This window comes from Rhizobium sp. J15 (genome assembly GCF_002531825.1).
GTDB lineage: Bacteria > Pseudomonadota > Alphaproteobacteria > Rhizobiales > Rhizobiaceae > Rhizobium.
Window position 1 is genome coordinate 55,604 of the sequence record NZ_NWSX01000025.1, and the last position, 21,522, is coordinate 77,125.

Consider the following 21,522-nt stretch of genomic DNA (forward strand, 5'->3'; position numbering starts at 1 on the left):
CTCGCCTCGATTGTCGCCGGCCGGAGGCGCAGCGGTAAGGACGGAGCTTCCGCCCGGATCAGATCCGGACGGAAGTCTTCAGGCTGTCAACGGATCGGGGTTTTCCTCAGGAGCCCTTGCCGCCGCACTTGCCGGTCGCAACATTGAAGTTGCCGCAGTTGAGGGGCTTGCGCCAATCGGAGATCAGGTCCTTGGAGTCGGGCAGGTAATCCGACCATTCGTCACCGACGACGGCGGGCGTCTGCTGGACGATTTCGAACTGGCCGTCGGCCTGGATTTCACCGATCAGCACCGGCTTGGTGATGTGGTGGTTCGGCATGACGGTGGCATAGCCGCCGGAGAGGTTCGGAACGGTGACGCCGATAATGTTGTCGAGAACAGCATCCGTATCGGTGGTGCCGGCGGCCTGCACGGCCTTCACCCAGGCGTTGAAGCCGATATAGGCGGCCTCCATCGGGTCGTTGGTCACGCGCTTGTCGTTCTTGGTGAACGCATGCCATTCCTTGATGAACTTCTTGTTGGCCGGGCTTTCCACGGACTCGAAGTAGTTCCAGGCGGCGAGATGGCCGACGAGCGGCTTGGTGTCGAGACCGGCAAGCTCTTCTTCGCCGACCGAGAAGGCGACGACCGGGATGTCGGTTGCCTTGATGCCCTGGTTGCCGAGTTCCTTGTAGAAAGGCACGTTGGCGTCGCCGTTGATGGTCGAGACGACGGCGGTCTTCTTGCCGGCAGAACCGAATTCCTTGATCTTGGCGACCTCTGTCTGCCAGTCGGAGAAGCCGAAGGGCGTGTAGTTGACGAGGATGTCTTCCTTCGGAATGCCCTTGGATTCGAGATAGGCTTCGAGGATCTTGTTGGTCGTGCGGGGATAGACGTAGTCGGTGCCTTCGAGCACGAAGCGCTTCACGCCTTCGGTGTTCATCAGGTAGTCGACGGCTGGGATCGCCTGCTGGTTCGGAGCGGCACCGGTGTAGAAGATGTTGCGCGAGGATTCTTCGCCTTCATACTGCACGGGGTAGAAGAGCAGCGAGTTCAGCTCTTCGAAAACGGGCAGGACGGATTTGCGCGAGGACGACGTCCAGCAGCCGAAGACGGCGGCGACCTTGTCCTTTTCGATCAGCTCGCGTGCCTTTTCGGCAAAGAGCGGCCAGTCGGACGCCGGATCGACGACGACGGCTTCGAGCTTCTTGCCGAGAAGGCCGCCCTTCTTGTTCTGCTCGTCGATGAGCATCAGCATGGCGTCTTTCAGCGTGGTTTCGGAAATCGCCATCGTGCCGGAGAGCGAATGCAGCACGCCGACCTTGATGGTGTCATCGGCAGCGACCGCGCCATGGAAGGCGGCCGAGGCCGCCATGACGGCGCCGAGTGCTGCGCCGGTAAGAATGGATTTGAGATTCATTTGGTTGATCCCCTCTTTGTTCCGCAACAGGCCGGAAACGAAATTCACTGTTGCCGAGGGGGACTATCGGGTGCTGCAGCGCGAAAACACATACGCAAAATGACGTAGGCGCAGGGGGTAAACGGGCAGGCCGAAAAGCAAAGGGCATCCCGCGGCCGGGATGCCCTGCAGCTATGAGACGGAAAATCAGTAGCCGATCCTCAAGGTGACCGATGTCGGGCCATAGGAGAGGCTCGCCCTGTGGCCGGAGATGGTGAACTTGCCGAAGCTGCCGGTGACGTTGTCGGCCTTCAGGATCTCGATCCTGGTTCCGGGCGCCGGGGAGAAACCGTCGGCAAGCGCCACGTCGAGATCACCGGCGAGCTCCGCCTTGCCCTTGACAACCAGGGTGCCGGCGCCATCCGCGCCGAGCGCCAGCTTCGCCACCCCATTGGAGACCTGCTGATAGTCGCCGCCCACGGTCAGAGGCTTGTCAGCGGCCAGAACCAGCGAACCGCCATTGACAGTCAGCCCGCCGCTGCCCAAGGCCGAGGACGATCCGGCGACCAGCACGCCCGCTTCCAGAACGGTGCCGCCGGCATAGCTGTTGGCGCCCGACAGGCCGAGGATGCCGCTGCCGCTCTTCACCAGCCTGCCCTTGCCGCCGATGTCGTTGCGCCAGGTGTCGATCGCATTGAAACCGCCCTTCTCCGCATCCATCGTCACGGTCACATCCTGGTCGAAAGCGCCGTAGCCGTCGGCTGCGGCAAACAGGTTGAGGCGGCCGTAACCTTCGGCGTCGTCAATAAGCGGATAGCCCGAGGCGATCGCCGTCGTCTTCAGAACCTCGCGGCGCTGCTCGCCATCGAGATAGGGCAGACGCGTTTCGAGAAGCGCTTCGGCGCCCTGCGGCACGCGGGCCGGCTGATCGGTCGGATGGATCGTCGGCAGGCCATAGCTCAGGCGCTGCAGCACGTAAGCCCGATTGGCGTCATGATCGGCGAAACGGTCCGCGGCAAGCGGCGCCGCATGAGCGGCGACTTGAAGCGCACCCGCATCGGCAACGCCGGACTTTGCGATCAGCCACGACTGCGCCTGGGCGTAGGCATCGCTCTTCAGCGCGGCATTATCGGCCTTGTTCAGGTTGTAGACGACCGTGGCGGTGCCGAGCATGCGGCCGCCCATCACGTCGAGCGGAGAATGCATGCCGGCAAGGATGCGGTCTTCGCCCAGTTCGCTGGCGCGTGTGATCATTTCCTGGAAGCGCTGCGGCACGAGATAAGCCATGGCGAGCGCATCGCGCCAGGCTTCCGCCGTATGTCCGCTCGGGAAGCCGCCGTCCTCGACCGGCTTGCCGCTCTTGGCAGGCGCGAGCGTCGGGACGACCGAAACGTCCTGGCTCCAGCGATAGGGACGCGCATATTTGAAATAGCGCTTGGCGGGCTCCGTCGAGCCGTCACCGCTTGCCGCGTTGATGAAGTCGATGGCAAGGCCCATGTCAGGATTGGCATCGGTCTTGTTTTCCGTGTCCGGCTTGCTGCCGGCGCCGCGATTGTTGCCCTTGTCGTCATACTTGACCGTCGTCGCGTCGGCCGCCACCTCGGTGATCGTGGTGGTCTGCTTGGAACCGGCCTTCCAGGCATCGGTCAGCGGGCCGAGGCCGTCGACGATGCTGGCATTCTTGCCGCGCCGGTCGTCGAGATAGGCGGCAACGGCCTGCTCGGCCGTCCGCGCCTTGGTCACCTTGACGGAATAGGCGATGTTCGCGTCATGGACAAGCTTGTTGACGATCTGACCGTCGGTCTTGCTGAAGGGAATGCCGTCCCAATCCGTCTTGGCGACCGCCGCGCAATTGTCCTTGGCAGGCGCCTCGACGCCGGCGTCGACGAAAGGTGTGCGCGGCGTCCAGACTTCCAGGAAGCCGGAGAGAAGATGAACGGCGGCATTGGTGTCCACCGTCGAGAAGCAGGCGTCACCACGCTTGTTGGTATTTCCGGTTTCGGCATAAGGCACCTTTGCCGCTGTGGCCTGATCGGCGGCAGCAAGCGACGGGACGATCGAAACGAGGCAGACAAGAGCGGTGCTCAGACGGAAAAAGCTTAAAACAGACATGGGTGCACCCGAAATGGTTGAACGAACGGCGGGAGGGTTAGAGCGCTTATGTGACAGAGCCGTTTCAAAAATATTACTGTTCTGCGAATCTGCCAATGCTCCGCCTCTTGCCTTTCCCGTCCATCCCGCCAAAACTGCCGCGGAGAAGATGAGCCCAACAAGAGTGCCGGAAAGAGGGCATGACAGCGCGCCAACGCATCATTCCGGTGAGACGCGAATACAATCGCTGGGTCGCCAACCAAACGCTGGAAGATTATGCGCTGCGCTTCACCGCAAAGAGCGCCCGCCATTTCTCGTCCGAGCGCATTTCGCAGACCGCCATCGGCGCGATCTCCTTCCTGGCGCTCGAAGCGATCGGCGGCGCGATCACCCTCTCCTACGGCACCACCAACGCCTTCTATGCCATCATCGTCGCCTCGCTCGCCATGCTGGCGATCGGCCTGCCGATCAGCCGCTACGCCATCCGTCACGGCGTCGATATCGATCTTCTGACGCGCGGCGCCGGTTTCGGCTATATCGGCTCCACCATCACCTCGCTGATCTATGCAAGCTTCACCTTCATGCTGTTTGCGATCGAGGCGTCGATCATGTCCGGCGCGCTGGAGCTGACACTCGGCATTCCGCTCTGGATCGGCTATATCATCAGCGCCGTCATGGTGATTCCGCTGGTAACGCACGGCGTGCGGCTGATCAGCAAGTTCCAGCTGATCACCCAGCCCTTCTGGATCGTGCTGAACATCCTGCCCTTCATCTTCATCGCCTTGATGGACTGGGAGAAGTTCGATCTCTGGCGCGCCTTTTCCGGCATCCGCCACGCCTCCGGCCCGCCGGGCACCATCGCCGACTTCGATCTGGTGGAGTTCGGCGCCGCCTCCGCCGTCATCCTGGCGCTGATGTCGCAGATCGGCGAGCAGGCCGATTTCCTGCGCTTCCTGCCGCCGGTGCCGCAGCGCAAATGGCGCCATCGCCTGGCTATCTTCCTTGCCGGACCCGGCTGGGTCATCATCGGCGCGCCGAAGCTGCTTGCCGGCTCCTTCCTCGTCGTTCTGACCTTCACCTCCGGCGTGCCCCTCGACCGCGCCGCCGATCCCGCGCAGATGTATCTGACCGCCTTCGGCTACATGGTCCCCTGGCACAATGCGGCGCTGTTGCTGATGGCGGCCTTCGTCGTCGTCTCGCAGCTCAAGATCAACGTGATGAACGCCTATGCCGGCTCGCTCGCCTGGTCGAACTTCTTCTCCCGGCTGACCCACAGCCATCCCGGCCGCGTCATCTGGCTGGTCTTCAACGTGGCGATCGCTCTGTTGCTGATGGAACTCGGCATCTACCGGCTGCTGGAGGAAACGCTCGGCATCTTCTCGATCATCGCCATGGCCTGGCTCTGCACGATCTCCGCCGATCTCTTCATCAACAAGCCGCTGGGGCTCGCCCCTCCCGGCATCGAGTTCAAGCGCGCCCATCTCTACGACATCAACCCCGTCGGCCTCGGCGCCATGACGCTGTCGGCAACCCTATCGCTGATCGCCCATTTCGGCGCCTTCGGCGAGACAGCCGCTTCGCTCGCGCCCTATATCACCCTCGCAATCGCCTTCATCGCGACGCCGACGCTCGCCTGGGCGACGAGAGGCAAATTCTATCTCGCCCGCAAGCCGCGCCAGAGCTGGAAGACGCTGACGAGCATCACCTGCTCCGTCTGCGAACACCCGTTCGAGCCGGAGGATATGGCCTGGTGCCCCGCCTATGCCGCGCCGATCTGCTCGCTCTGCTGCTCGCTCGACAGCCGCTGCCACGACATGTGCAAGCCGGCAGCGCGTTTCAACGCCCAGGTCGGCACCGTCGCCAGGACGCTGTTGCCGGAAAGCATTCTGGGCAAGCTGACGACGCGCCTCGGCCGCTATGGCATCGCCGTCGCGCTGGCGCTGACCGCCATCGGCGCAATCCTGGCGATGATCGCCCATCAGGTCGCCTCCGCCTCGCCCGAGACGGCCGAAGTGGTCAATCGCACCATCCTCATCGTCTTCTTCGTCTTCTCGGTGATTTCAGGCGTCGTCTGCTGGTTCTACGTGCTTGCCCATGACAGCCGCGTCGTCGCCGAGGAAGAATCCTCGCGCCAGAACACGCTGCTGCTCAAGGAAATCGCCGCCCACAAGAAGACCGACGCCGCCCTGCAGAATGCCAAGGAGACGGCCGAAGCCGCCAACCGCGCCAAGAGCCGCTATGTCGTCGGCCTCAGCCATGAGCTGCGCACGCCTTTGAATGCCGTGCTCGGCTATGCCCAGATCCTCGAACGCGACGAGACGATCCCCGCGCCGCGCCATTCCTCGATCAAGGTCATCCGCCGCAGCGCCGAACATCTCTCCGGCCTGATCGACGGCCTTCTCGATATTTCCAAGATCGAGGCCGGCCGCCTGCAGGTCTATTCCAACGAGATCAACATCCAGGATTTTCTCGACCAGATCGTCGAGATGTTCCGCCCGCAGGCGCAGGCAAAGGGGCTTGCCTTCCTGCATGCGCGCTCGCCCGCCTTGCCGCAATTCGTCCGCACCGATGAAAAGCGCCTGCGCCAGATCCTGGTCAACCTGCTCTCCAATGCCATCAAGTTCACCGACGAGGGCAGCGTCACCTTCGATGTCGCCTATCGCAGCCAGGTTGCGACCTTTACCGTCACCGACACCGGCCGCGGCATCGCCGAGAAGGATCTGACGCGCATTTACGAACCCTTCCAGCGCGGCGAGGCCGACAGCGTGCGGCCGATGCCCGGCCTCGGTCTCGGCCTCACCATCACCCGGCTCCTGACCAACACGCTCGGCGGCGAAATTGCGGTTTCGAGCGTCAAGGACGAAGGCTCGACCTTCCGCGTGCGGCTGATGCTGTCCGCCGTCATGCGCGCCGCAGCACCGCCGCAGGAAAAGCGCATCGCCGGCTATGACGGCCCGCGCCGCACGATCGTCGTCGTCGACGACAACGAGGATCACCGCGAGATGATGCGCGAAATCCTGGCGCCGCTCGATTTCATCGTGCTGACGGCGGCAGGCGGTGCGGAATGCCTGACGCTGATCGACGGCATCATGCCCGACCTCTTCCTTGTCGATATCCTGATGCCCGGCATGAGCGGCTGGCAGCTCGTCTCGCGCCTGCGCGAGGCCGGCCAGACGGCCCCGGTGCTGATGCTTTCGGCCAATATCGGCGATGCGGCGGTTCTGAGCGACAGCGACGACAGCCACAATGATGCGATCGGCAAGCCCGTCGACATCCGCCAGCTGCGCGACAAGCTCGCTTTGCATCTCGGCCTGAAATGGATCTATGCCGATGCGGCGCCGGCCATCGTGGAAAAGACCAAGGCGCCGATGCTGAGCCCGGGTGCCGCCCATGTGCAGGAACTGCTGCGGCTCGGCGAGATCGGTTACATCAGAGGCATTGAAGCGAAGCTTTCCGACCTTGCCAAGGTGGAGGCAAATCGGCCATTCACGGAGGCTCTTCGACCCTATGTAGCCGCCTTCGATCTGACCGGCTTCATGAACTTCCTGCACGACTTCGACGAAAAGGTGGAATCCATTGGCTGAGCCGGCCCTCCCTCGCGACATCGTTCTTCTCGTCGACGACTCGCCGGAGGCGCTGGGCTTCCTGACCGACGCGCTCGAACAGTCCGGCTTCTCGGTGCTGATCGCGACGTCGGGCACGGCGGCACTTGGCATCGTCGAGCGCATCACGCCCGATCTCATCCTGCTTGACGCGGTCATGCCCGCCATGGACGGCTTCGAGACCTGCCGCCGGCTGAAGGCGAATGCCGCGGTGGCGCAGGTGCCGGTCATCTTCATGACCGGACTGACCGAGACCGAGCATGTCGTGCATGCGCTGGAATCCGGCGGCGTCGATTACCTCACCAAGCCGATCAACATCGACGAATTGCGCGCCCGCATCCGCGTCCATCTCAGAAATGCCCGCTCGACCCAGAGCGCCCGTGTCGCGCTGGATGCCGCCGGACGCCATCTGCTGGCGGTCAAGGGCGACGGTGCGATCCATTGGTCGACGCCGCAGGCAACGCGGCTGGTCAATACGGCGATGGGCAGCGACGACGGCATGGAGGTCGTCGTCCGCCATATCGCCGGCTGGATGCGCGACCGCATGGCCGCAGTGCGCGACGGCATCATCTCGATCACCCATGCCGGCCAGGCGGCGCTGCAGCTCGCCTTCCTCGGCGCGATCGGCCCGGACGAATATCTCTTCCGCCTCACGGCCGCCAGCCAGCGCAGCGACGACGAGGTGCTGCGCCAGCGCTTCTCGCTCACACAGCGCGAATCCGAAGTGCTTCTCTGGATCGCCAAGGGCAAGGCCAACCGCGATATCGGCGAGATATTGGGACTGTCGGCGCGCACGGTGAATAAGCACCTCGAGCAGATCTATGTGAAACTCGGCGTCGAGAACCGCGCCTCGGCTGCGGTAAAAGCGACGCATGTGCTGCACGAGGTGTAGAGGCATATTGCAAGGCACGCCGTGTCCGCCCTCTCCATGATCCTTCAGACGATCCGATCGGGCGCGTCCCTGCCCTCGATGAAATCCGTCACTTCTCGACCACCTTCATGCCCATGGCGGTCCGCATTTTCTTCGTCGCGCTGCCGCGATGCGGCAGCAGAGCCGCATTCTCAATCCGCCGCAAGGTTTCCGGTACATTCGGTTCCGCCTCATAGACATCGAGCCACGCACCGCGGATCGTGCCTGCCGCCAGAACCGAAATCAGCACAGCTTCATCCACGACGTCGCCGCAGGCGAACCGCACTGAAATGTGCTGAAAAAGAAAGAAGCCCGGTAGGAACCGGGCTTCGATCAGATCGTATCCAAAAAGGAAGTAAAGCTTACATGCCCTGCGGGACGTAGGTGTACTTGCCGTCCGCGCCCTTCTTCCATTCGTACATGATGTAGCCAGGAATCTTCGGGTCGCCCTTTTCGTCGAACGAAATGTCGCCGAGAACCGTCGGGAACGGACCCTTTTCCTTCATGGCAGCGGCGACGGCTTCAGGATCCACCGAACCGGCAGCCTTGGCGGCACCGGCGATCGCCTGCATCGCAGCGTAGGAGTAGAGCGTATAGGCTTCGGGGTTGAAACCGGCAGCCTTGAACTTTTCGACGAGTTCCTTGTTGGCCGGGTTCAGCGTCGGGTCGGGACCGAAGGTGTTGAGCGTACCGGCAACGGCGTCACCGGCGATCGAGGCCAGTTCGTTCGAAACGATGCCAGCGCCCGAAACCAGCGTTGCCTTCAGGCCCTGGTCGGCAGCCTGGCGGATGATGAGACCGGCTTCGGTGTGCAGGCCGCCCCAATAGATGATCGAGACGCCGGCTTCCTTCATCTTGGCGATGAGGGCCGAGAAGTCCTTGTCGCCGACATTGATGCCTTCGTACATGACTTCGGTCACGCCGGCGGCATTCATGGCCTTCTTGGTTTCGTCTGCAAGGCCCTGACCGTACGGGGTCTTGTCGTGAACGACGGCGATCTTGGCATCCTTGAAGTGGTCGGCAAGATACTTGCCGGCGATGGCGCCCTGCTGGTCGTCACGGCCGCAGGTGCGGAACGTGTTCCAGAGGCCGCGCTCGGTGAACTTCGGGTTGGTAGCAGCCGGGGTGATTTCGAGAATGCCGTTTTCGGCATAGACTTCCGAAGCCGGGATCGAAACGCCCGAGTTGAAGTGGCCGATGACGAACTTGACGCCGTCAGCAACGAATTTGTTGGCGACCGAAATGCCCTGCTTCGGGTCGGAGACGTCGTCGCCGAGCTCGATCTTGATCTGCTCGCCGTTGATGCCGCCAGCAGCGTTGATGTCGGCGGCCGCCTGCTCGGCGCCCTTCTGAAGCTGCGCGCCGAAAGCGGCGTTCGGGCCGGTCAGCGGACCAGCGACAGCGATGAGGACGTCGGCCCAGGCGTTGCCGCTGAAGGCGACCATCGCCGTCAGAGCCACTGCCGACAGAAGAGACTTCTTCATATTGTTACTCCCAATTTTTGGGCGGGTTCCGGTCCAAGACCCGGCGCATTACCCACCATTGACTGCGCCAGGAAAGCTGTTCCACTCTGAAGGCAATTCATGCCTAGTTTCAACGGACTGTCAATGTTTGTCCTTCCACGAAAACGCGGAAGTTTTTTCGTACAGCCAGTAATAGTTGTTTACCATCTGATTGGTGCGGCGATAGCGGAAGCCGGCCGTCGCGAAGACCAGCAGCGTCACGAAATCGATGCCGTAATAGAGGGCGCTGAGCATCGGCCCATTGAACAGGGCATGGTGCAGAAACTGCATCGCCCAGGCCAGCAGGAAGGTATAGACGACCACCAGCGGATAGTCGTTCCAGCCGTCTGCAACCGCCTTGCCGGCCCGCCAGGCCGTCCAGAAGCCGATCAGTACGACGATCGCGCGGATGACGACGCGAGCGCCGCTATCGCTTTCGAAGAAAAGCCCCTGCATGTTAATCTCTCCCTTCGACGAGAGCACGATGCCGAAAATTATAACCCGCGTTTTCGGTCGACGTCATGCTCTCATCATTTCATTCAGAGCAGGATTCATATTTTGGCTAACGCGCCCTAAAATCATCCCGCTCTAGTGTCTTCCACCTTCGAGATAAGCGGCGCGGACCTCGGGGTTGGCGAGAAGTTCCTTGCTGGAGCCGCTCATCGTTACCTTGCCGTTCACCATGACGTAGCCGCGATGCGAAAGCCTGAGAGCTGCGAACGCATTCTGCTCGACCAGGAAAACGGTCAGACCTTCCTGCTCATTCAGCTTTTTGATCGCCTCGAAGATGCCCTTTACGATGAGCGGCGCCAGGCCAAGCGAAGGTTCGTCGAGCAGCAGCAGCTTCGGGCGGGCCATGAGTGCACGCCCGATCGACAGCATCTGCTGCTCGCCGCCCGAAAGGGTGCCGCCGCGCTGGGCATGGCGTTCCTTGAGGCGCGGGAAGAGCGCGAAGATTTTCTCGACGTCCTCGGCGAAATATTTGAGATTGTCGAGACCCGCACCCATCTGCAGGTTCTCCAGAACCGTCATGCGCGGGAAGATGCGGCGACCTTCCGGCGACTGCGCGATGCGCAGCCGGGCGATTTCATGGGTCGGAAGCTTGGTGATGTCGCGGCCCTCGAAGACGACGGAGCCGGTGCGGGCCTGAGGACTGCCGCAGATCGTCATCATCAGCGTCGACTTGCCGGCGCCGTTGGCGCCGATCAGGCTGACGATCTCACCCTTGTTGACCTGCACATCGATGCCGGCCAATGCACGGATATTGCCATAATAGGTTTCGACGCCATTCACCTGAAGAAGCGGTTGACCCGTCATTACTGCATCGCCCATCAGTTTGAGCCTCCTTCGAGCTGCTCGACGGTTGCGATCACCTCTTCCACTTCCTCATCCTCGACGCCGAGATAGGCCGCGATGACCTTCGGATCGTTCTTCACATGGTCGGGCGTTCCATCGGAGATCTTCTGCCCATATTCGAGAACGACGACATGGTCGGAAATTTCCATGACCACCGACATGTCGTGTTCGATGAGCAGGATGGACGTTCCGGTTTCGGCGCGGATGCTCTGCAGAAGCTCGTTGAGCTTTGCCGATTCCCGCGGATTGAGGCCGGCGGCCGGTTCATCCAGGCAAAGCAGCTCCGGGCCGGTGCACATGGCACGCGCAATCTCGAGACGTCTTTGGGCGCCGTAAGGCAGATCGCCCGCCGGATCGTCGGCGCGATCGATCAGTTCTGCCTTTTCAAGCCAATGGCGCGCGAGTTCGACCGCGGCGGTTGCCTCCCGCTTATAGGGACCGATGCCGATGAGGCCGAGGATGGTGAAGCCCGACGCCTGCATCAGCTTGTTGTGCTGGGCGACGAGCAGATTTTCGAGAACGGTCAGGCCGGAGAACAGCCGGATGTTCTGGAAGGTGCGCGCAACCTTGGCTTCCTTGGTGATGCGAAAGTCCGGCAGACGCTCCAAAAGGTACTGCTTGCCGCTTTTCTGGTTGAGCGTGATCATGCCCATCGTCGGCTTGTAGAAGCCGGTGATGCAGTTGAAGACAGTTGTCTTGCCGGCGCCATTCGGGCCGATCAGCGCGGTGATATCGCCGCGCTTGGCCTCGAAGGAGAAGTCGTTGATGGCCATCAGGCCGCCGAACTTCATCGACAGGTGCTCGACCTTGAGCAAAGTGTCGCTCGACATCGCGTTGGTAACGGGGCTCATCAACCGTGGCCCTCCTTGGTGAAGCTTCCTGAGACCGCCTTGCGCTCCTTGAGGAAGGCGGTCGGCTCACGCGAACCGACGAAGCCGCGTGGCTTGAACAGCATGACGATGACCATGGCCAGGCCGAAGATCAACATCCGGTAGAGTTCCGGCGTAAAGTCAGGTCCGAAGATCTCCTTCAGGAAATCCATTTCGCGAAGAGCCTCGGTGCCGCCGACCATGACAACAGCAGCGATCGCAATACCCGTCAGCGAACCCATGCCGCCAAGAACGACAATAGCAAGAATGACTGCCGACTCCAGGAAGACGAAGGATTCCGGTGAAACGAAGCCTTGGCGGGCTGCAAAGAACGAGCCTGCGAAGCCCCCGAACATTGCACCCGTCGCGAACGCCGTGAGCTTGGTCGTCACGGTGTTGATACCAAGTGAACGGCAGGCGATCTCGTCTTCACGCAGCGCTTCCCATGCACGACCGATCGGCATGCGGCGCAGTCGGATCGTGACATAGGCGGTCAGCATGCAAAGCGCCAGGATGACGTAGAACAGGAAGACCTTGTAGTAGCCGGAGGCCATGGGCAGCCCGAACACTTTGGCAAAATTGTTCGCTTTGCCGACGTCAAAAGTCCAGATGCCGAAGATCGACGCCTTGGCGATGCCGGAAATACCGAAAGTGCCTTTCGTAACTTCCGTCCAATTTATGATGACCAGACGAATGATTTCGCCGAAGGCAAGCGTGACGATAGCAAGATAATCACCGCGAAGGCGCAGCACCGGAAAGCCGAGAATGACGCCCCAGAGAGCCGCAAGGATACCGGAAAGCGGCAGCAGCACCCAGAAAGAGAGGCCGTAATAGCTTGAAAGCAGCGCATATGAATAGGCGCCGACAGCGTAGAAGGCGACGTATCCGAGATCGAGAAGACCCGCGAGACCAACCACGATGTTGAGGCCCCAGGCGAGCATCACGTAGATGAGGATCTGAATGCCGAAATTGTCGACCATCGTCAGTGAGCGCTGCGGACCGTAGAAGAGCAGAGCAGCCATCGGGTAGATCAGCAGGAATACAAGCGCGATCTTGAGGAAATGCTGGTGGAAGAAGTTCTTCTCGGTCGAGATCTCGAGATCGCCCTCTCGCGCCTTGTTGAGCTTGCGGCGGTCGATATTAGGCTTGATCAAGACGACCATGATGAACCGGCCGACGGCAGCGATCAGCACGAAGATCGCAAGCAGCCCCCAGCGCTGGACGACAATCAGCTCGTTATTGATGTTCTGCTGCGTGCCGAGACCGACATAAAGCACGAACAGACCAAGGGTGACGAGGCCGGCGAAAAAAGCTTCCCTAAGCCCCTTCTGGACAAGTCCGGCATCGGGCTCGCCTGCAGAATTCTCGATATTTGCCATGACGTTATACCTTCTCGACTTCCGGCCGTCCCAGGATACCCGTCGGCTTGAAGATCAGCACGAAAGCGAGGATGGCGAAGGTCGCGACATCCTTGTAGGCGATCGTGAAATAGGCCGACCACAACGATTCGATGAGGCCGATCATCAACCCGCCGAGAACGGCGCCCGGCAGCGAGCCGATGCCACCGAGAACGGCCGCGGTAAACGCCTTCACGCCCGGCGTGAAGCCGTCGGCGAACGAAGCAACGCCATAATACATCAGATACATCGTGCCGGCGACGGCAGCGAGTGCCGCACCCATGACGAAGGTGATGGAGATCGTCTGGTCGACATTGACGCCAAGCAGCGCCGCCATCTTGCGGTCCTGCTCGGTGGCGCGCTGGGCGCGGCCAAGCGCAGTCCGATTGACGATATACCAGAAGGCCGCAAGCAGCACCGCCGTGATCACGATGATGATGATCTGCTTTAGCGACACCGAAATATTGCCGAACTGATAGACCGAGCTCACCATCGGCGGGATCGGCTTGTTGCGCGGACCCTGCGTCACCTGGATGAAGTTGGACAGCACGATCGACATGCCGATCGCGGTGATCAGCGGCGCCAGGCGGAACGAACCGCGCAATGGGCGGTATGCGATGCGCTCGATCGTCCAATTCCACAAACTCGTCATCAGCATCGCCACGACAAGCATCGCCAGCAGCAAAACTGCCACCGGGAGACCTGCGAAGATGGATGTGAGGACGAGGAAGACGATAAGAGCGGCAAAACCACCGAGCATGAAAATGTCGCCATGGGCGAAGTTGATCATGCCGATAATGCCATAAACCATCGTATAGCCGATAGCCACAAGGCCATAGATGGATCCGAGCGTCAGCCCATTGAAGAGCTGCTGGACGAAATACTCCATATGTCGTTTTCCCCTGGATGCGAGCGCAAAATGCTGCATCTCTTTTTGGTTATTCGGTTCCCCGTTTCAGGCAACCTTATAAGCCGCATGCATACCGGTTTCGTTGAAAATGTGAAGACAAAAAGGATTTACTCCGCCAGATTCTTGCGGAAACAGGCCGACATGGCGCATTTTGAACCAAAATCCACAGAAAAACAGCAAAGTTGGGCGCGTTTTTAGCCAAAAACGGTCACTGAATTAACCGTTCCCAAACGACGCCGTTGATTCCTCCCGCCACCGTGGTGCGTAAGCTATTCCACCGGATTGGAAGTTGGCGCAAATTCAGACCCTGGGACGGGCATTTTTTCGAATGCCATTTCACGAGCAAATGCCCGCCATCTTCGTCTGACAAGACTGGGAACTTATGGTAGCATTCCGGATGCGCGAAGTGGGGATGCGCAGCGTGACGGAAACACCATATAAATAGCTGGCAGGTATATGGTTGTGACAGGGATGGTTTGCGGACGAGCGGCAGCGGGGTGCTCGACGCGTGGCGAACGGCAAAAGGACAATGCTGAGGACATTTGAAAAGGCGGCACTGGAAGCCGGTAAGGCCATCATCACGGTCTTGCGCGAGGGCTTTCCCGTCGCCATGAAAGCGGATGCAAGTCCGGTCACCGTCGCCGACGAAGAGGCCGAGCGCATCATCCTCGGCCATCTTGCCAGAGATTATCCCGACATACCTGTCGTGGCCGAAGAATCGGTCGCCGCCGGCAAGGTGCCCGATATCAGCGGCCGCGGCTTCTTCCTGGTCGACCCACTCGACGGCACGCGCGAATTCGTCGACGGACGGCAGGAATTCACCGTCAACATCGCCTATATCGAAAACGGCGCACCGGTCGCCGGCATCGTCTACGCTCCGGCACTCGGACTTGCCTTCTCCGGAGAATGCGGCCACGCCGAACGGCTGGTCATTACCGAGGATTTCACCGTCGGTCAGCGCAGCGCCATCACCGTCCGCGAACAGCCGGACGACAGGCTGGCGCTCGCAAGCCTGCGCCACAACAGCCCGGAGACCGGCAGCTTCCTCGCGCACCACGCCATTTCCAAATGCACCAATATCGGCTCGTCGCTGAAATTCTGCCTGCTGGCCGAAGGCAAGGCCGACGTCTATCCGCGCTTCACCCGCACCATGGAATGGGATACCGCGGCCGGCGATGCCGTGCTGCGCGCCGCCGGCGGCTCGACCGTGACACTGGACGGCGCGCCGCTGACATACGGCAAGACGGGAACGGCTGCCGATTTCGACTTCGCCAATCCGAACTTCATCTCCTGGGGCGGCAGGAAGCGCGTGCTTGAGCCGGCGTGATCCCGCGCCGGGTCGCCTCATCCTTCAAAATTTGCTCCCTGTCTGCAGCCCGTAGCGACCAGTGGCTTGCGCGCGCAGCTATCCCTTCCTTGCTACCTGCTGTCCTGCTCTGATCGAACCGCTCCCTGCGCCACCGGAGCCGGAGAACTCGCCGACTGATTCGCGATCGGCGGCTTCAGGGGTGATTCTGACCCTGGAATCGGCTCACTGTGTATTTTTCGAACGTCTGCTATGCGCAGCCTCGCCTTGATTTTGTCATATTCCGACACATTTTGAGAACCACCGAACTCCTTGTCCCTCAAAATTTAGGGCGGGAATTCGTTAAAAACATTCCCTAACGTCTGGTGGTCGCGTGCCGAAACTGCACGTTGCCCGACCCCTGGGAGCCCCTGCCAAAGGCCTAGAAAGCTTGATGAAATTCCAATTCTTAACGAAATATCATGAGCTTGCCTCAACTTAACGCAAATGCGAAAGATTTGTTGCGATGCGATATTTCTCTGGACAGCATTACACAATTGTCGCATTTTTCCGTTTTAGTAGGGTTACCAAGACCTGAGTGCAGCCCTGGTGACAGGGTTAACCATTGATCGCCTATTGCCGCCGCGCCCCTCGAAGACAACAGAGTACGATCCTTGAGCATCACGGAACTAAACAACACCATTTCGAATGAGTCCTTCAGGCCGAGCCGCCGCCAGCTGCCGAGCCTGAAGATCCAGACCCCTGTTATCCATAGCGATGCGCCGCAGGCGCCGTGGATGGATCTTGCCCTGAAGCGGGCGTTCGACATCGTTTCGTCGTTGAGCGCCCTCCTCGTCCTCGCTCCTTTCCTTCTGTTGGTCGCCGTGCTGATCAAGCTCGACAGCCCGGGACCGGTGCTTTTCAAGCAGACCCGCTGGGGTAAGAACTGCAAGGCCATCAAGGTCTACAAGTTCCGCTCCATGCGCACCGACCTCTGCGATGCCACCGGCGTTGCCCAGACGGTGAGGAACGATCCCCGCGTCACCCGCATCGGCGCCATCCTGCGCCGCACGAATATCGATGAGTTGCCGCAACTGCTGAACGTGCTGCTGGGCGACATGTCGGTCGTCGGTCCGCGCTGCCATGCTATCGGCATGCGCGCCAGCGACATGCTTTACGAGGAACTCGTTCCGGAATACCACCAGCGCCACGCCATGCGTCCCGGCATGACGGGTCTCGCTCAAATGCGTGGCCTGCGCGGCCCGACCGATCGTCCGGCCAAGGCCCGCGCCCGCATCGCCTGCGATCTCTATTATGTTCAGAATTTTTCCATTCTGATGGATATGCACATCATCGTCGGCACCGTCGTGTCAGAACTGACCCGCGGAAAAGGCTTCTAAGCCTTCCGGAACCGGCCAGTCCGCCTCTCTCCATTTCGCCCGAAACCGCGCTTGCGGTTTCGGGCGAAATGCTTTTGGAGGCACGCCCTCAAAGTGCGGAGCAGCGCTCTCAGAGCAGCCGGTATCGGAACGCCCTGGCAACCGCCTGCATGCGGTTGACCGAATCAAGCTTGCGCATCGCGCTCTTCAGATAGCCGGCCACCGTATGCGACGAGAGATCGAGAATGATCGCGATCTCGTCGCTGCTCTTTCCGGCTGCCGACCAGCGCAGGCATTCGATTTCGCGCCGCGTCAGCGTCTCCAACGGCGCATCCTTGAAGCTCTGAGCGCGCGAGACCCTGTCCAGAAGCTCCATGCAGCCATAAAGCAGCGCCGTCGCCTGCTCGCGTGCGGGCATGGGAGCGCCGCCCGAGAAGGCGAAGATGTATTGTTTCAGGTCAGCGTCGTGCAGCGTGAGGGCGAACGTGTCCTTCAGTCCGTGCATCTGAAAGAGCGTGTTGAGACGCCGGTTTTCCTGATTGGCCGCACTGCCCTCAAAAGATCCGTCCTCGCAGAAGACCGGCATGGCCGTCCGCTTCATCGCGGTGACCAGCCGGCTGCAATAGAAGAGATCGGCCGCCTCGTAGAAGCTGACGAGGCTCTGCGGCCAGTTGCTGATCACGCAATTTTCGATGAAGCCCGTGCGGTCACCGCGCGGGAAAGCAGAGAGCAGATAGAAATCGAAACCCGCAAGCTTCGCCAGCTCCCCGAGGCGCGCCTTGCCGTCGTCGAACGACGGTCCGGCGCCATCGGCCTGCAAAGGCGAAAATGCAGCATCCTCAGCGCAGTCGCCGTCCGCGCGCTCACGTCTCTTCATCTCGGTATCCTTCCAGAGCGAGCTTCGGCCCGGCGCCGCTGGCGGCGGCGAGAAGCTCTCGCCGGGGCATCAGCAAAGCGGCCTTGACCCGCACTCCTGCCGAGAACACGAAGCGTCAAAGGCGCGAACCGAACGGTTGGCAGCGGGAGGGGCGAAGACGAAGGCTTGCGCTCGTTTGTGTTGGAGCGCTTATAAAATTTCCCGGGGGAAGCCGGTAATATTTATTCCGCATGGCTCCCATGCAGCCGCCACAAACTGACGTTGCGGCAGGCAATCGGCCCAAATCACAGCCCGGAAGGGCGTCTAAATTTGTTATCAAAGTCTTACGATGGGCTTAGGCAATTTTTAAATGTGGCAAGCTAGAGTGGCGTCCGTGGTCTTGCGTTGTGTAGAGAGTCCCATGACCGAAATGATACGTCCCCGAGTAAAATATGTCATCGGCCCCGATGGCAGCCCCCTGACGATCGCGGATCTTCCGCCGCCCAATACGCGGCGCTGGGTGATCCGCCGCAAGGCAGAGGTTGTCGCGGCTGTTCGCGGTGGCCTGTTGAGCTTGGAAGAGGCCTGCGAGCGTTATACGCTCACGGTCGAAGAATTCCTTTCCTGGCAGTCGTCGATCAACAGCCACGGCCTTGCCGGCCTGCGCACTACGCGCATCCAGCAATATCGCCACTGATCGCACGCCATCATCGACATTTATTTCGGGCCGGACGCATCTCCCATCAGGGAATGAAGAAGGCCCGAAATCATTGACGAGGCCGCGTAGCACCAGAGGCCAGGCTGCGTGAAGGCATCCGCCAACCCCGTTGTCTTCGCCGCAGCAATGACGATCGCGACCAGCAGCACGTCCATCATTGACCACTTGGACAGATGCGGCACGACGCGACGATAGAAAAGGCTTCCGGCCCCGCCGCCGGCAGCCGTTGCTTCCGCCGCGATCCCGATCATCTTCAGGAGCGGAAGCACGATCGACACCAGCGCGACGATCGCCGCCAGCAGCCCGTCCCCGCCCTGCCAGAGCGAAACAACGATTTCGATGAGCGATGGGGTCTGATCGAAAAAATACAGCGTTTCGAAACGGACCAGCGGCAAGATGAGGCCGAGCGCCAGAAGGAACGGCGCCGTCACGAGAAGAACCGGACGGATTACCGAAAGCGCGCTCATTGCCGCAAACCTCGCGCCGATCCGACATTTTTCATGAACACTCCGTCTCCCTCTGGAACTGCGTCACCGGCTTGGCACGGCCGCGCAGCCGTGTCACCGTCGGCGGCGACAATATCTGTGCATGAGGAAAGACGATGGAAATTCGAAATGAAGAAGGCGCCTCCGGCGGCCGTTATGCCGTAGAGGTCGAGGGCCACGGGGCGGAGATGACCTATTCGCGCACGTCGCCGAAGCTCGTCATCATCGATCACACGGCCGTTCCCGATGCGCTGCGCGGCAAAGGCGTCGGCCAGGCATTGGCGCTTCACGCGGTCGAAGCGGCCCGCGCCGGCGGCTGGAAGATCATTCCGCTCTGCCCTTTCTTCAAAGCCCAGGCGCAGCGCCACCCCGAATGGCACGATGTCGTGAATTGAGTGATGCGGCCCGAAGCGGCCACGCTTAAAGCATGTCGCGCAAAAGTGTGCAGCGGTTTGCTGCAACGACATGCGTTCAAACAAGAAGCTAAAGCGCAAGGAGCGAATCTGAAAGATCGCGACACGCTTTAGGATAACGAAAACACCAAAAGCCATGTATGACGGACAGTGCGCCCATCATACATGGCTTCTCTCTGGCGATCCCAGGCGCCGAAGCCGGCGCCCGTCCTTCTGTTAGGCCCTTGCCCGGGCGCTGACGTCACGCTCTTCCAGCGCCGCCGCCCTTGCATATTCCGCCTGCATCTCCTCGAGCGCCAATTCCAGCGCCTCTTCCTGCATCTTCAGTTCCTTGATCGAAACCTGCAGGTTGTCGGCCCGCTGACGCGCAGCCTTGGCGAAGGTCGGATAAGCAAAGTGATTCGGGTCTGATATACCGGACTTCTTTTCCTCGACGACGATCTGGCTCTCCAGATCCTTCGTCATCCGTTCGAATTCGGACATCATCATCTGCAATTGCTGCAATTGACGTCGTTTTTCGTTCACCTGAAACTCTTTCAGGCGAACGAGACTTTCTCGCGACTTCATACGCATTACTCCCGTGATGCGAGACCCCGGCTCAACTTGAAACCGCCCTGCGCGCCGCTTTGACACGGTTTGCCGAAAAATTTCCTGCGATATTAACAAAAACCTACCGCTGGTAACCTTTCGTTTACGGGCATCGTTAATGATAGAGCGGATGATTTAAGGCTCGGTAAATGCCGCGGCATGAAGTTCGAACCTTTTCATTGGCGAGTCGGATGAATCACTTAGCGCCATTTCCTAATGTTAAAGTTTAGGAATGCCTTTTTGAGATTCCTATTGGAAAACAGAGAAATGGAAAAATTATTTAATAAATTCGATACTCCTTGCCAGAGTGAATTAGAATTTGTTAACCATTTCGTGGCAGCTTCCAAATCACGTAGCTTGTTCGGTAGCGTGTAGGGGGCCAGACCACCTTTCGGCGGCGGTAAAGGGGATAATTATGCGGGTACTACTCATCGAGGATGACAGCGCTACGGCGCAGAGCATCGAACTGATGCTCAAATCTGAAAGTTTCAATGTTTACACCACCGATCTCGGTGAAGAAGGCGTCGATCTGGGCAAGCTGTATGATTACGATATCATCCTTCTCGATCTGAACCTGCCCGACATGTCCGGATATGAAGTGCTCCGCACTCTCCGGCTGTCCAAGGTCAAGACACCCATTCTCATTCTGTCGGGCATGGCAGGCATCGAAGACAAGGTTCGCGGCCTCGGCTTTGGCGCCGACGACTACATGACCAAGCCGTTCCACAAGGACGAGCTGGTCGCCCGCATCCACGCGATCGTCCGCCGCTCCAAGGGCCACGCCCAGTCGGTCATCATGACCGGCGAGCTCATCGTCAACCTCGACGCCAAGACCGTCGAAGTCGGCGGCCAGCGCGTCCACCTGACGGGCAAGGAATATCAGATGCTGGAGCTGCTTTCGCTCCGCAAGGGCACCACCCTCACCAAGGAAATGTTCCTGAACCACCTTTACGGCGGCATGGACGAGCCGGAACTGAAGATCATCGACGTCTTCATCTGCAAGCTGCGCAAGAAGCTCGCCAACGCCGCCGGCGGCGCCAACTACATCGAGACGGTCTGGGGCCGCGGTTATGTTCTTCGCGAGCCGGATGGCACCGAATACGCTGAAACCGCTTGATTTTCCGATCCCCCTTATCGGATGACGAAGATCCCGCCCTTCCGGCGGGATTTTTCGTTTTTGGCTGGCGATAAGATGAGATGGTCTGAGGTCTGACCGTCCTTCATCTCGCTGAAAGAGGCAGAGCCGCGGCGTCAGCCGAACGCGCCCGCGCTTTTCGGCATCAAGTTACAGAGATGGATGATGTTGCGGAATGCGCCAGCCGTCAGGCGGCGATGGCGCGGTTTCCGAAAACGGCGGTCAGGATCTTGCGATCGAACGGCTTCAGCAGGAAGTCGGTGGCGCCGGCGCGTTTACCCGCCATCAGCTTCTTCAGATCGGCCTCGATGACGCAGTAATAGATCTTCACCTCTTTGCCGCCGTCCATGGCGCGGATGGCGGCAATGAGATCGAGCGCCCCTTCCATGCCGGAATCGACGATCAGATATTCCGGCAGCTCCGTCTGGCAGCGCTGCAGCGCCTCGGCGGCATTGGAGGCCTCGCTGACGAGAAAGTCGAGTTCGGAGAGAATGCGCTTGCCGACCTTGCGGACGATGTCCGAATTATCGGTGATCATGAACCTTTGCATGGCCGCTCCTTTTCCCCCGCATTCGTCGCAGCGAGGGGCCTCTTACAACCTTAGAGAATAGGTCCATCAGGCTAAGGAATCGTTACCGGACGCGCGTA

The 21,522-nt window shown here is 60.3% G+C and carries 19 protein-coding genes and 1 pseudogene; 7 read left to right on the forward strand and 13 right to left on the reverse strand.

Features of this window, described 5'->3' with window-relative positions; all coding sequences use genetic code 11:
• Positions 1–106 precede the first annotated feature (106 nt).
• Together urtA and CO670_RS20610 are read right to left on the reverse strand one after the other, a co-directional pair.
• Positions 107–1,399 (reverse strand): urea ABC transporter substrate-binding protein, encoded by a 1,293-nt coding sequence (gene urtA, locus CO670_RS20605; protein ID WP_097591955.1) that lies wholly within the window; start codon positions 1,397–1,399, stop codon positions 107–109.
• 186 nt (positions 1,400–1,585) lie between these two features.
• A complete protein-coding gene (locus CO670_RS20610) occupies positions 1,586–3,490 on the reverse strand; it encodes a phosphatase PAP2 family protein (RefSeq protein WP_097591956.1) in 1,905 nt (634 codons plus the stop codon).
• 179 nt (positions 3,491–3,669) lie between these two features.
• Here CO670_RS20610 and CO670_RS20615 point away from each other — a divergent pair, with 179 nt between their 5' ends.
• Both CO670_RS20615 and CO670_RS20620 read left to right on the forward strand, forming a co-directional pair.
• On the forward strand, positions 3,670–7,053 hold the full coding sequence (locus CO670_RS20615; RefSeq protein WP_097591957.1) for an ATP-binding protein: 3,384 nt from the start codon (positions 3,670–3,672) through the stop codon (positions 7,051–7,053).
• On the forward strand, positions 7,046–7,963 hold the full coding sequence (locus tag CO670_RS20620) for a response regulator transcription factor (protein ID WP_097591958.1): 918 nt from the start codon (positions 7,046–7,048) through the stop codon (positions 7,961–7,963). Before CO670_RS20615 ends, CO670_RS20620 begins: the two co-directional genes overlap by 8 nt.
• Positions 7,964–8,007: 44 nt before the next feature.
• Here the strand turns inward: CO670_RS20620 and CO670_RS33410 are convergent.
• The 7 genes and pseudogenes from CO670_RS33410 to CO670_RS20655 all read right to left on the reverse strand — a co-directional run.
• A pseudogene (locus CO670_RS33410) lies at positions 8,008–8,258 on the reverse strand (NAD(P)-dependent oxidoreductase); the annotation flags it as partial.
• A gap of 85 nt (positions 8,259–8,343) precedes the next feature.
• Positions 8,344–9,465, reverse strand: coding sequence for a branched-chain amino acid ABC transporter substrate-binding protein (locus CO670_RS20630; RefSeq protein ID WP_097591959.1), 1,122 nt, complete (start codon positions 9,463–9,465; stop codon positions 8,344–8,346).
• 120 nt (positions 9,466–9,585) lie between these two features.
• Positions 9,586–9,939: a DUF6867 family protein gene (locus tag CO670_RS20635; RefSeq protein ID WP_088686981.1), complete on the reverse strand. Its 354-nt coding sequence runs from the start codon at positions 9,937–9,939 to the stop codon at positions 9,586–9,588.
• Positions 9,940–10,071: 132 nt separating this feature from the next.
• Complete coding sequence (locus CO670_RS20640; RefSeq protein WP_176538989.1) at positions 10,072–10,815, reverse strand: ABC transporter ATP-binding protein; 744 nt, start codon at positions 10,813–10,815, stop codon at positions 10,072–10,074.
• Positions 10,815–11,690 carry an ABC transporter ATP-binding protein gene (locus CO670_RS20645; RefSeq protein ID WP_097591960.1) on the reverse strand — a complete coding sequence of 292 codons (876 nt, stop codon included), beginning with the start codon at positions 11,688–11,690 and terminating at the stop codon, positions 10,815–10,817. Before CO670_RS20645 ends, CO670_RS20640 begins: the two co-directional genes overlap by 1 nt.
• Positions 11,690–13,087, reverse strand: coding sequence for a high-affinity branched-chain amino acid ABC transporter permease LivM (gene livM / locus CO670_RS20650; protein ID WP_097591961.1), 1,398 nt, complete (start codon positions 13,085–13,087; stop codon positions 11,690–11,692). The genes CO670_RS20645 and livM overlap by 1 nt, the downstream gene beginning before the upstream one ends.
• A 4-nt stretch (positions 13,088–13,091) precedes the next feature.
• The gene (locus tag CO670_RS20655) at positions 13,092–13,994 is read right to left on the reverse strand and encodes a branched-chain amino acid ABC transporter permease LivH (protein WP_088686979.1); all 903 of its coding nucleotides are present in this window, start codon (positions 13,992–13,994) and stop codon (positions 13,092–13,094) included.
• 550 nt (positions 13,995–14,544) lie between these two features.
• Here CO670_RS20655 and cysQ point away from each other — a divergent pair.
• Both cysQ and CO670_RS20670 read left to right on the forward strand, forming a co-directional pair.
• Positions 14,545–15,342 (forward strand): 3'(2'),5'-bisphosphate nucleotidase CysQ, encoded by a 798-nt coding sequence (cysQ, locus tag CO670_RS20665; RefSeq protein WP_097591963.1) that lies wholly within the window; start codon positions 14,545–14,547, stop codon positions 15,340–15,342.
• A 632-nt stretch (positions 15,343–15,974) separates the two neighbouring features.
• On the forward strand, positions 15,975–16,700 hold the full coding sequence (locus CO670_RS20670; protein ID WP_088672816.1) for a sugar transferase: 726 nt from the start codon (positions 15,975–15,977) through the stop codon (positions 16,698–16,700).
• A 109-nt stretch (positions 16,701–16,809) separates the two neighbouring features.
• Here the strand turns inward: CO670_RS20670 and CO670_RS20675 are convergent, their stop codons facing one another.
• Positions 16,810–17,556, reverse strand: a complete 747-nt coding sequence (locus tag CO670_RS20675) for a LuxR C-terminal-related transcriptional regulator (RefSeq protein WP_097591964.1) — start codon at positions 17,554–17,556, stop codon at positions 16,810–16,812.
• Between the two features lie 400 nt (positions 17,557–17,956).
• On the opposite strand from CO670_RS20675, the gene CO670_RS20680 reads away from it, so the two are divergent.
• On the forward strand, positions 17,957–18,232 hold the full coding sequence (locus tag CO670_RS20680) for a DUF1153 domain-containing protein (protein WP_007533628.1): 276 nt from the start codon (positions 17,957–17,959) through the stop codon (positions 18,230–18,232).
• 20 nt (positions 18,233–18,252) lie between these two features.
• Here CO670_RS20680 and CO670_RS20685 read toward each other — a convergent pair whose 3' ends face one another.
• On the reverse strand, positions 18,253–18,720 hold the full coding sequence (locus CO670_RS20685; RefSeq protein WP_097591965.1) for a paraquat-inducible protein A: 468 nt from the start codon (positions 18,718–18,720) through the stop codon (positions 18,253–18,255).
• A gap of 134 nt (positions 18,721–18,854) precedes the next feature.
• On the opposite strand from CO670_RS20685, the gene CO670_RS20690 reads away from it, so the two are divergent.
• Complete coding sequence (locus CO670_RS20690) at positions 18,855–19,133, forward strand: GNAT family N-acetyltransferase (RefSeq protein WP_097591966.1); 279 nt, start codon at positions 18,855–18,857, stop codon at positions 19,131–19,133.
• A gap of 234 nt (positions 19,134–19,367) precedes the next feature.
• Here CO670_RS20690 and CO670_RS20695 read toward each other — a convergent pair whose 3' ends face one another.
• Positions 19,368–19,718, reverse strand: coding sequence for a flagellar export protein FliJ (locus CO670_RS20695; RefSeq protein WP_088672812.1), 351 nt, complete (start codon positions 19,716–19,718; stop codon positions 19,368–19,370).
• A gap of 436 nt (positions 19,719–20,154) precedes the next feature.
• Here CO670_RS20695 and ctrA point away from each other — a divergent pair, with 436 nt between their 5' ends.
• Positions 20,155–20,856 carry a cell cycle two-component system response regulator CtrA gene (gene ctrA / locus CO670_RS20700; RefSeq protein ID WP_007533606.1) on the forward strand — a complete coding sequence of 234 codons (702 nt, stop codon included), beginning with the start codon at positions 20,155–20,157 and terminating at the stop codon, positions 20,854–20,856.
• Between the two features lie 205 nt (positions 20,857–21,061).
• Here ctrA and CO670_RS20705 read toward each other — a convergent pair whose 3' ends face one another.
• Positions 21,062–21,424 carry a response regulator gene (locus CO670_RS20705; RefSeq protein ID WP_011426567.1) on the reverse strand — a complete coding sequence of 121 codons (363 nt, stop codon included), beginning with the start codon at positions 21,422–21,424 and terminating at the stop codon, positions 21,062–21,064.
• Positions 21,425–21,522 lie beyond the last annotated feature (98 nt).

Excerpts from the sequence above, each read along its gene's own strand:
- urtA (WP_097591955.1), bottom strand. The coding sequence starts at position 1,399 with ATGAATCTCAAATCCATTCTTACCGGCGCAGCACTCGGCGCCGTCATG.
- CO670_RS20610 (WP_097591956.1), bottom strand. The coding sequence starts at position 3,490 with ATGTCTGTTTTAAGCTTTTTCCGTCTGAGCACCGCTCTTGTCTGCCTC.
- CO670_RS20615 (WP_097591957.1), top strand. The coding sequence starts at position 3,670 with ATGACAGCGCGCCAACGCATCATTCCGGTGAGACGCGAATACAATCGC.
- CO670_RS20630 (WP_097591959.1), bottom strand. The coding sequence starts at position 9,465 with ATGAAGAAGTCTCTTCTGTCGGCAGTGGCTCTGACGGCGATGGTCGCC.
- CO670_RS20635 (WP_088686981.1), bottom strand. The coding sequence starts at position 9,939 with ATGCAGGGGCTTTTCTTCGAAAGCGATAGCGGCGCTCGCGTCGTCATC.
- CO670_RS20640 (WP_176538989.1), bottom strand. The coding sequence starts at position 10,815 with ATGGGCGATGCAGTAATGACGGGTCAACCGCTTCTTCAGGTGAATGGC.
- CO670_RS20645 (WP_097591960.1), bottom strand. The coding sequence starts at position 11,690 with ATGAGCCCCGTTACCAACGCGATGTCGAGCGACACTTTGCTCAAGGTC.
- livM (WP_097591961.1), bottom strand. The coding sequence starts at position 13,087 with ATGGCAAATATCGAGAATTCTGCAGGCGAGCCCGATGCCGGACTTGTC.
- CO670_RS20655 (WP_088686979.1), bottom strand. The coding sequence starts at position 13,994 with ATGGAGTATTTCGTCCAGCAGCTCTTCAATGGGCTGACGCTCGGATCC.
- cysQ (WP_097591963.1), top strand. The coding sequence starts at position 14,545 with ATGCTGAGGACATTTGAAAAGGCGGCACTGGAAGCCGGTAAGGCCATC.
- CO670_RS20675 (WP_097591964.1), bottom strand. The coding sequence starts at position 17,556 with ATGAAGAGACGTGAGCGCGCGGACGGCGACTGCGCTGAGGATGCTGCA.
- CO670_RS20680 (WP_007533628.1), top strand. The coding sequence starts at position 17,957 with ATGACCGAAATGATACGTCCCCGAGTAAAATATGTCATCGGCCCCGAT.
- CO670_RS20685 (WP_097591965.1), bottom strand. The coding sequence starts at position 18,720 with ATGAGCGCGCTTTCGGTAATCCGTCCGGTTCTTCTCGTGACGGCGCCG.
- CO670_RS20690 (WP_097591966.1), top strand. The coding sequence starts at position 18,855 with ATGGAAATTCGAAATGAAGAAGGCGCCTCCGGCGGCCGTTATGCCGTA.
- CO670_RS20695 (WP_088672812.1), bottom strand. The coding sequence starts at position 19,718 with ATGAAGTCGCGAGAAAGTCTCGTTCGCCTGAAAGAGTTTCAGGTGAAC.
- ctrA (WP_007533606.1), top strand. The coding sequence starts at position 20,155 with ATGCGGGTACTACTCATCGAGGATGACAGCGCTACGGCGCAGAGCATC.
- CO670_RS20705 (WP_011426567.1), bottom strand. The coding sequence starts at position 21,424 with ATGCAAAGGTTCATGATCACCGATAATTCGGACATCGTCCGCAAGGTC.